Annotated in this window: 9 protein-coding genes; 6 read left to right on the top strand and 3 right to left on the bottom strand. The window is 60.6% G+C overall.

Annotation, left to right across the window (positions count from 1 at the left end; translation table 11 throughout):
• Positions 1–91: 91 nt before the first annotated feature.
• Positions 92–736 carry an orotate phosphoribosyltransferase gene (pyrE, locus tag AC3WP7_RS16755; RefSeq protein ID WP_028618476.1) on the bottom strand — a complete coding sequence of 215 codons (645 nt, stop codon included), beginning with the start codon at positions 734–736 and terminating at the stop codon, positions 92–94.
• An 82-nt stretch (positions 737–818) separates the two neighbouring features.
• Between pyrE and crc the strand changes: the two genes are divergently transcribed.
• Positions 819–1,598 (top strand): catabolite repression control protein Crc, encoded by a 780-nt coding sequence (crc, locus tag AC3WP7_RS16750; RefSeq protein WP_003195493.1) that lies wholly within the window; start codon positions 819–821, stop codon positions 1,596–1,598.
• 58 nt (positions 1,599–1,656) lie between these two features.
• On the opposite strand, the gene AC3WP7_RS16745 is transcribed toward crc, so the two are convergent.
• Positions 1,657–2,028: a DUF4870 domain-containing protein gene (locus AC3WP7_RS16745; RefSeq protein WP_071488075.1), complete on the bottom strand. Its 372-nt coding sequence runs from the start codon at positions 2,026–2,028 to the stop codon at positions 1,657–1,659.
• A 22-nt stretch (positions 2,029–2,050) separates the two neighbouring features.
• Positions 2,051–2,773 (bottom strand): ribonuclease PH, encoded by a 723-nt coding sequence (rph, locus tag AC3WP7_RS16740; RefSeq protein WP_016975928.1) that lies wholly within the window; start codon positions 2,771–2,773, stop codon positions 2,051–2,053.
• 185 nt (positions 2,774–2,958) lie between these two features.
• Between rph and AC3WP7_RS16735 the strand changes: the two genes are divergently transcribed.
• The 5 genes from AC3WP7_RS16735 to AC3WP7_RS16715 all read left to right on the top strand — a co-directional run bounded on the left by AC3WP7_RS16735 (position 2,959) and on the right by AC3WP7_RS16715 (position 7,453).
• Positions 2,959–3,822: a YicC/YloC family endoribonuclease gene (locus tag AC3WP7_RS16735; protein ID WP_102592224.1), complete on the top strand. Its 864-nt coding sequence runs from the start codon at positions 2,959–2,961 to the stop codon at positions 3,820–3,822.
• 10 nt (positions 3,823–3,832) lie between these two features.
• Entirely contained in the window at positions 3,833–4,453 is a 621-nt protein-coding gene (gene gmk, locus AC3WP7_RS16730; protein WP_003213284.1) for a guanylate kinase, read from the top strand.
• Positions 4,454–4,620: 167 nt separating this feature from the next.
• The gene (gene rpoZ, locus AC3WP7_RS16725; RefSeq protein ID WP_003176920.1) at positions 4,621–4,884 is read left to right on the top strand and encodes a DNA-directed RNA polymerase subunit omega; all 264 of its coding nucleotides are present in this window, start codon (positions 4,621–4,623) and stop codon (positions 4,882–4,884) included.
• A gap of 60 nt (positions 4,885–4,944) precedes the next feature.
• Positions 4,945–7,050, top strand: coding sequence for a bifunctional GTP diphosphokinase/guanosine-3',5'-bis pyrophosphate 3'-pyrophosphohydrolase (gene spoT, locus AC3WP7_RS16720; RefSeq protein WP_058424246.1), 2,106 nt, complete (start codon positions 4,945–4,947; stop codon positions 7,048–7,050).
• Between the two features lie 22 nt (positions 7,051–7,072).
• Positions 7,073–7,453: a RidA family protein gene (locus AC3WP7_RS16715; protein WP_034116422.1), complete on the top strand. Its 381-nt coding sequence runs from the start codon at positions 7,073–7,075 to the stop codon at positions 7,451–7,453.
• The last annotated feature ends 22 nt before the right edge of the window (positions 7,454–7,475 follow it).

Raw genomic sequence — 7,475 nt, 5'->3', positions numbered from 1 at the left:
CCAAACACCTCAGATTTGGGCGCCATCATAGCGCCCGATTGAAGTGTCCAAAATCATTAGGCCAGTTCAGCTTGCCCGCGAAGGCGGTGGGTCAGACGCCAAACTGCTCGCGATATGCACGCACCGCTGGCAGGTGCTGCTTGAGCTGCGGATCATCTTCCAGGAACTGCAACACCTGGTTCAACGACACGATGCTCACGACTGGAATGCCGAAATCGCGCTCCACTTCCTGGATGGCCGACAACTCACCGTTGCCACGCTCCTGGCGGTTCAGCGCGATCAGCACACCGGCAGCCTTGGCGCCGTCCTGGGAAGCGATGATCTGCATGACTTCACGGATGGCGGTGCCAGCAGTGATCACGTCGTCGATGATCAGCACATCGCCCTTGAGTGGAGCCCCGACCAGGCTGCCGCCTTCACCGTGGGCCTTGGCCTCTTTACGGTTAAAGCACCAAGGCAGGTCCTGCCCGTGATGCTCAGCCAGCGCCACGGCGGTCGCGGCCGCCAGGGGAATACCCTTGTAGGCCGGGCCAAACAGCACATCGAAGGAAATACCGCTTTCAACGATGGCAGCCGCATAGAAACGACCCAGCTGAGCCAGGGCCGATCCCGAGTTGAACAGGCCCGCATTGAAGAAGTACGGGCTGGTGCGCCCTGACTTGAGGGTGAACTCACCGAAGCGCAAAACCCCGCGATCGATGGCAAAACGAATGAAATCGCGTTGATACGCCTGCATGAAAAAAGCCTCAGATACCACGGATTTAGCTAATTAGGTAGACGGCGTGTATCATACACGCACGCGATTTTTGGGGCCATTTATGCGGATCATCAGTGTGAACGTTAATGGTATTCAGGCTGCAGTCGAGCGTGGTTTGCTCAGTTGGCTGCAAGCCCAGAATGCCGACGTCATCTGCCTGCAGGATACCCGCGCCTCCGCCTTTGAACTGGACGACCCAGCCTTCCAACTGGATGGCTACTTCCTTTATGCCTGCGATGCCGAAGTGCCCACCCAAGGTGGCGTGGCTTTGTATTCGCGGTTGCAACCCAAGGCGGTCATCAGCGGCCTCGGCTTCGAGACAGCCGACCGCTACGGGCGCTACCTGCAAGCCGATTTCGACAAGGTCAGCATCGCGACCTTGCTGCTTCCTTCGGGGCAGAACGGCGATGAAGACTTGAACCAGAAGTTCAAGCTAATGGACGATTTCGCCCGTTACCTGGATAAACAGCGACGCAAACGTCGCGAGTACATTTATTGTGGCTCGCTGTACGTGGCGCAACAGAAGCTGGATATCAAGAACTGGCGCGACAGCCAGCAATCCCCGGGTTTCCTGGCGCCGGAACGGGCCTGGATGGACGAGATTGTCGGCAACATGGGCTATGTGGATGCCCTGCGCGAAGTCAGCCGCGAAGGCGACCAGTACAGCTGGTGGCCGGATAACGAACAGGCTGAGATGCTCAACCTGGGCTGGCGCTTCGACTACCAACTGCTGACCCCGGGCCTGCGCCGGTTCGTTCGCAGTGCACGCCTGCCGCGCCAGCCGCGATTCTCGCAGCACGCGCCGCTGATCGTGGACTACGACTGGACATTGACCATCTGAGGTCTTTTCCCAGGCACAAAAAAACCGACATCGCTGTCGGTTTTTTTGTGCCTGTTCACTATTTGATCACTCGCCAGGTCAAGGGGTAGCGGTAAGCGATCCCCTTGTTGGCCTTGATGCTACCAATGATGGTCAGCACCACCGTGGCGATTGCCAGGGCAACCATCAGGAAAAAACCGATCACTGCGAAGGCCAGCACAATGCAAGCGATCCAGGCGATGGCGACGGTGATCTGGAAGTTCAGGGCTTCCTTGCCCTGATCATCAATGAACGGGTCCACTTCTTTCTTCATCTGCCACAGGATCAGTGGCCCCACGACGCTGCCGAAGGGGAACACGAAACCCAGAAACGCCGCGAGATGACACAACATTGCGCCCTGGCGCACTTCGTAGGAAGGCGTCGGCACAGGCATTTGGCTGCTGTCATTCATGGCGCTTCTCCTTGAGGTGGGCTCAGTCAGCCAGGGCGGCGTTCTGCAGTTCGAAGATCTCTGTCATGCCTTTCTGGGCCAGGGCCAGCATCGCGTTCAATTCAGCCGGCTGGAACGGGGCGCCTTCGGCGGTGCCTTGCACTTCGATGAAACCACCGGTGCTGGTCATCACCACGTTCAGGTCGGTCTCGGCGGCCGAGTCTTCCAGGTAGTCCAGGTCCAGCACTGGCTCGCCCTGGTACATGCCCACCGAAACAGCGGCGATCATTTGCTTGAGCGGGTCACCGCCCTTGAGGCCGCCACGCTTCTTGATCACTTTCAGCGCGTCAACCAGGGCCACCATGGCACCGGTGATGGACGCAGTGCGCGTACCGCCGTCAGCCTGGATCACATCGCAGTCGACGTACAGGGTCACGTCGCCCAGCTTGGACATGTCCAGGGCGGCGCGCAGTGAACGGCCGATCAGGCGCTGGATTTCCAGGGTGCGGCCGCCTTGCTTGCCACGGCTGGCTTCACGCTGATTACGCTCGCCGGTGGCGCGCGGCAGCATGCCGTACTCGGCGGTCAGCCAGCCCTGGCCCTGGCCTTTAAGGAAGCGCGGCACGCCGTTTTCGACGCTGACGGTGCAGATCACCTTGGTATCGCCAAACTCGACCAGTACGGATCCCTCGGCGTGTTTGGTGTAGTTGCGGGTGATGCGGATCGAGCGGAGCTGATCGGCAGCGCGACCACTTGGACGTTTCATAGGGAACACCTGTACTGAGGACGAAAAACTGCCGAGCATTATAGAGCCGCGGGCCGATTCGGGGCACTGCTAAAAAATCCAGTTACGAATGCCCGGGTTTGGGCGCACTCGCCCCACTGCGCTACAATCCTGCGCCTTCCCAATCATCAGCCCGCATTTAAAGGGCTGCAACGCGAGGTACCTCCATGGTGCACAGCATGACCGCCTTTGCCCGCGTCGAAAAAGCCGGCGTACAAGGCACCCTGAGCTGGGAACTGCGCTCGGTCAACAGCCGCTACCTGGAGCCGCATCTGCGTCTGCCGGAATCGTTCCGCGACCTCGAAGGCGCTGTGCGTGAAGCGCTGCGCCAGGGCATTTCCCGCGGCAAGCTGGAATGCACCCTGCGCTTTACCGAAGAAACCACCGGCAAGCCGCTGCAGGTTGACCGCGACCGCGCCGCGCAATTGGTCGCCGCCGCCGAAACCATCGCCGGTCTGATCAAGCAGCCGGCCGCGCTCAACCCCCTGGAAGTGCTGGCCTGGCCCGGCGTGCTGGTGGCCGACGCCATCGACCCGCAGGCGCTCAACGCCGAAGCCCTCGCCCTGTTCAATCAGGGTTTGAAGGAGCTCAAGGCCGGCCGCGAGCGTGAAGGCGCCGAGTTGGCCCGCCTGATCAGCGAGCGCCTGACCTCGATCGAAGAAGACGTGGTCACCCTGCGCGAGTTGGTCCCGCAGATGCTTGCCACCCAGCGCCAGAAGGTCCTCGACCGCTTCACCGACATGAAGGCCGATCTCGACCCGGTGCGCCTGGAGCAGGAAATGGTGCTGCTGGCGCAGAAGAGCGATGTGGCCGAAGAACTGGACCGCCTGAGCACCCACATCCTCGAAGTACGCCGCGTGCTCAAGTCCGGCGGCGCCGCCGGTCGGCGCCTGGACTTCCTGATGCAGGAACTCAACCGCGAAGCCAATACACTGGGCTCCAAGGCTTTCGATCCGCGCAGCACCACGGCTGCGGTCAACCTCAAGGTGTTGATCGAGCAGATGCGCGAACAAGTACAGAATATTGAGTAAGGCAACCTCCATGACCCACAGCACCGGCACCCTTTACATCATTTCCGCGCCTTCTGGCGCAGGCAAGAGCAGCCTGGTCAAGGCCCTGACCGACGCTGACGAGCAGATCCGCATCTCGGTCTCCCACACCACCCGCGCCATGCGCCCGGGCGAGGTGAACGGCGTGCACTATCACTTCGTCGAGCGCACCGAGTTCGTCAAGATGATCGAACACGGCGACTTCCTGGAGCGCGCCGAAGTGTTCGGCAACCTCTATGGCACTTCGCAAAGCCACTTGCAGCAGACCCTGGACGAAGGCCACGACTTGATCCTGGAAATCGACTGGCAGGGCGCCGAACAAGTACGCCAGCTGATGCCCAAGGCGCGTTCGATCTTTATCCTGCCGCCGTCGCTTGAAGCGCTGCACCAGCGCCTGACCAACCGCGGCCAGGACAGCGACGAGATCATCGAAGGCCGCATGCGTGAAGCGGTCAGTGAAATGAGCCACTACGTCGACTACGACTACCTGATCATCAACGACGATTTTGCCCACGCGCTGGACGATTTGAAGGCGATTTTCCGCGCCAATCAGCTCCAGCAAAAGCGTCAGCAACAGCGTTTCGGCAAATTACTCGCCGAACTGCTCGGTTGATTGGCTCTTCCCAAAACCGCTGCAAGGGCTTTACATTGGCGCTTGTAGCGGTTTTGCGAGGGCCTGCGAAAAATCAGCGCTTCCCTAAACGCTGGTGATTTTTTAAACTGTTTAGTCCGCTCGCCCAACCGGGCAGCGCGCATCTTGCATTCGCTCCGAGGAATACCATGGCCCGCGTAACCGTTGAAGACTGCCTAGAACACGTGGATAACCGCTTTGAGCTGGTCATGCTCTCTACCAAGCGTGCCCGTCAACTGGCCACTGGCGGCAAAGAGCCCCTGGTCCAGTGGGAAAACGACAAGCCTACCGTTGTGGCCCTGCGTGAAATCGCCGAAGGCCTGATGAGCTACGAGTTCATCGCCAACGCTGAAATCGTTGAAGACGAACCGCTGTTTGCAGCGTTCGAGGACGAGTCCAACGAGGCCGTCTAAGCCTATGCCTGGTCGACGTAGCACGGCGCGGGGTCACAGCCAACGGCAGGAGTTCACACTTTGCCGAGCATAGACGCCCTCGCCGATCGCTTATCGGCCTACCTCGGCCCAGACCAGGTCAACCTGGTCCGCCGAGCGTATTTCTACGCCGAACAAGCCCACGACGGCCAACGCCGCCGTAGCGGCGAGGCGTATGTCACCCATCCCCTTGCGGTGGCAAACATTCTTGCCGACATGCACATGGACCATCAGAGCCTGATGGCCGCGATGCTGCATGACGTGATCGAAGACACCGGCATCGCCAAGGAAGCGCTCAGCGCGCAATTCGGCGAAACCGTGGCCGAACTGGTCGACGGGGTCAGCAAACTGACCCAGATGAACTTCGAGACCAAGGCCGAGGCCCAGGCGGAAAACTTCCAGAAGATGGCCATGGCCATGGCCCGCGATATTCGCGTGATCCTGGTCAAACTGGCCGACCGGCTGCACAACATGCGCACGCTGGAAGTGCTGTCCGGCGAAAAACGCCGGCGCATTGCCAAGGAAACCCTGGAAATCTACGCGCCCATCGCCAACCGTTTGGGCATGCACGCCATACGTATCGAGTTCGAAGACCTCGGCTTCAAGGCCATGCACCCGATGCGTTCGGCGCGCATCTACCAGGCAGTCAAGCGCGCCCGGGGCAACCGCAAGGAAATCGTCAACAAGATCGAAGAGTCGCTGAGCCATTGCCTGGCAATCGATGAGATCGAAGGCGAGGTCAGCGGCCGGCAAAAGCATATCTACGGCATCTACAAGAAGATGCGCGGCAAGCGCCGGGCCTTCAACGAAATCATGGACGTGTACGCGTTCCGGATCATCGTCGACAAGGTCGACACCTGCTACCGCGTGCTGGGCGCTGTACATAATTTGTACAAACCCCTGCCGGGCCGTTTCAAGGATTACATCGCGATTCCCAAGGCCAACGGCTATCAGTCGCTGCATACCACGCTGTTTGGCATGCACGGGGTGCCGATCGAGATCCAGATCCGCACACGCGAAATGGAAGAGATGGCCAACAACGGCATCGCCGCCCACTGGCTGTACAAGTCCAGCGGCGACGAGCAGCCCAAGGGCACTCACGCCCGCGCCCGCCAGTGGGTCAAAGGCGTGCTGGAAATGCAGCAACGCGCCGGCAACTCCCTCGAATTTATCGAAAGCGTGAAGATCGACCTGTTCCCGGACGAGGTCTACGTGTTCACGCCCAAAGGCCGGATCATGGAGCTGCCCAAGGGCTCCACGGCGGTCGACTTTGCCTATGCGGTGCACACCGATGTGGGCAACAGCTGCATCGCCTGCCGGATCAATCGTCGTCTCGCACCGCTGTCCGAACCGCTGCAAAGTGGCTCCACGGTCGAGATCGTCAGCGCCCCGGGCGCACGCCCGAACCCGGCGTGGCTCAACTTCGTGGTCACCGGCAAGGCGCGCACGCACATCCGTCACGCGCTGAAATTGCAGCGCCGCTCCGAGTCCATCAGCCTGGGCGAACGCCTGCTGAACAAGGTGCTCAACGGTTTCGACAGCGCCCTCGACAAGATCCCGCAGGAACGCGTGCAAGCGATGCTCCACGAGTACCGCCAGGAAACCATCGAGGACCTGCTGGAAGATATCGGCCTGGGCAACCGCATGGCCTATGTAGTCGCCCGCCGCCTGCTCGGCGAAGGCGAACAGTTGCCAAGCCCGGAAGGCCCGCTGGCGATTCGCGGCACCGAAGGCCTGGTGCTCAGCTACGCCAAGTGCTGCACGCCGATCCCGGGCGACCCGATTGTCGGCCACTTGTCCGCAGGCAAAGGCATGGTGGTGCACCTGGACAACTGCCGCAACATCACCGAAATCCGCCACAACCCGGAAAAATGCATCCAGCTCTCGTGGGCCAAGGATGTCACCGGCGAATTCAACGTCGAGTTGCGGGTGGAGCTGGAACACCAGCGCGGCCTGATCGCCCTGCTCGCCAGCAGCGTCAACGCAGCCGACGGCAATATCGAAAAAATCAGCATGGACGAGCGCGATGGCCGCATCAGCGTGGTCCAGTTGGTGGTCAGCGTACACGACCGCGTGCACCTGGCCCGCGTGATCAAGAAACTGCGTGCCTTGACCGGTGTGATCCGCATCACTCGCATGCGCGCCTAACCCACATTACAAGGAGTCATTCATGACCAAGACCGTTATCACCAGCGATAAAGCCCCTGCCGCCATCGGCACTTACTCCCAGGCGATCAAGGCGGGCAACACCGTCTACATGTCCGGCCAGATCCCGCTGGACCCGCAGACCATGGAACTGGTGGAAGGCTTCGAAGCACAGACCGTACAGGTCTTCGAAAACCTCAAGTCGGTGGCTGAAGCAGCCGGTGGTTCGTTCAAGGACATCGTCAAGCTGAACATCTTCCTCACCGACCTGAGCCACTTCGCCAAGGTCAACGAGATCATGGGCAAGTACTTCGAACAGCCGTATCCAGCCCGCGCCGCCATCGGCGTTGCCGCCCTGCCAAAGGGTGCGCAGGTCGAGATGGACGCGATCCTGGTCATCGAGTAAAACACCCGGCGCAGCCCCCACA

This window comes from Pseudomonas sp. FW305-3-2-15-C-LB1, assembly GCF_058787615.1.
The sequence above is the reverse complement of the archived record's forward strand: the minus strand, read 5'-3'. Positions and strand labels throughout refer to the sequence as shown.

Bases quoted from the DNA above. Each gene is read 5' to 3' on its own strand.
- pyrE (WP_028618476.1), bottom strand. From the start codon at position 736: ATGCAGGCGTATCAACGCGATTTCATTCGTTTTGCCATCGATCGCGGG.
- crc (WP_003195493.1), top strand. From the start codon at position 819: ATGCGGATCATCAGTGTGAACGTTAATGGTATTCAGGCTGCAGTCGAG.
- AC3WP7_RS16745 (WP_071488075.1), bottom strand. From the start codon at position 2,028: ATGAATGACAGCAGCCAAATGCCTGTGCCGACGCCTTCCTACGAAGTG.
- rph (WP_016975928.1), bottom strand. From the start codon at position 2,773: ATGAAACGTCCAAGTGGTCGCGCTGCCGATCAGCTCCGCTCGATCCGC.
- AC3WP7_RS16735 (WP_102592224.1), top strand. From the start codon at position 2,959: ATGGTGCACAGCATGACCGCCTTTGCCCGCGTCGAAAAAGCCGGCGTA.
- gmk (WP_003213284.1), top strand. From the start codon at position 3,833: ATGACCCACAGCACCGGCACCCTTTACATCATTTCCGCGCCTTCTGGC.
- rpoZ (WP_003176920.1), top strand. From the start codon at position 4,621: ATGGCCCGCGTAACCGTTGAAGACTGCCTAGAACACGTGGATAACCGC.
- AC3WP7_RS16715 (WP_034116422.1), top strand. From the start codon at position 7,073: ATGACCAAGACCGTTATCACCAGCGATAAAGCCCCTGCCGCCATCGGC.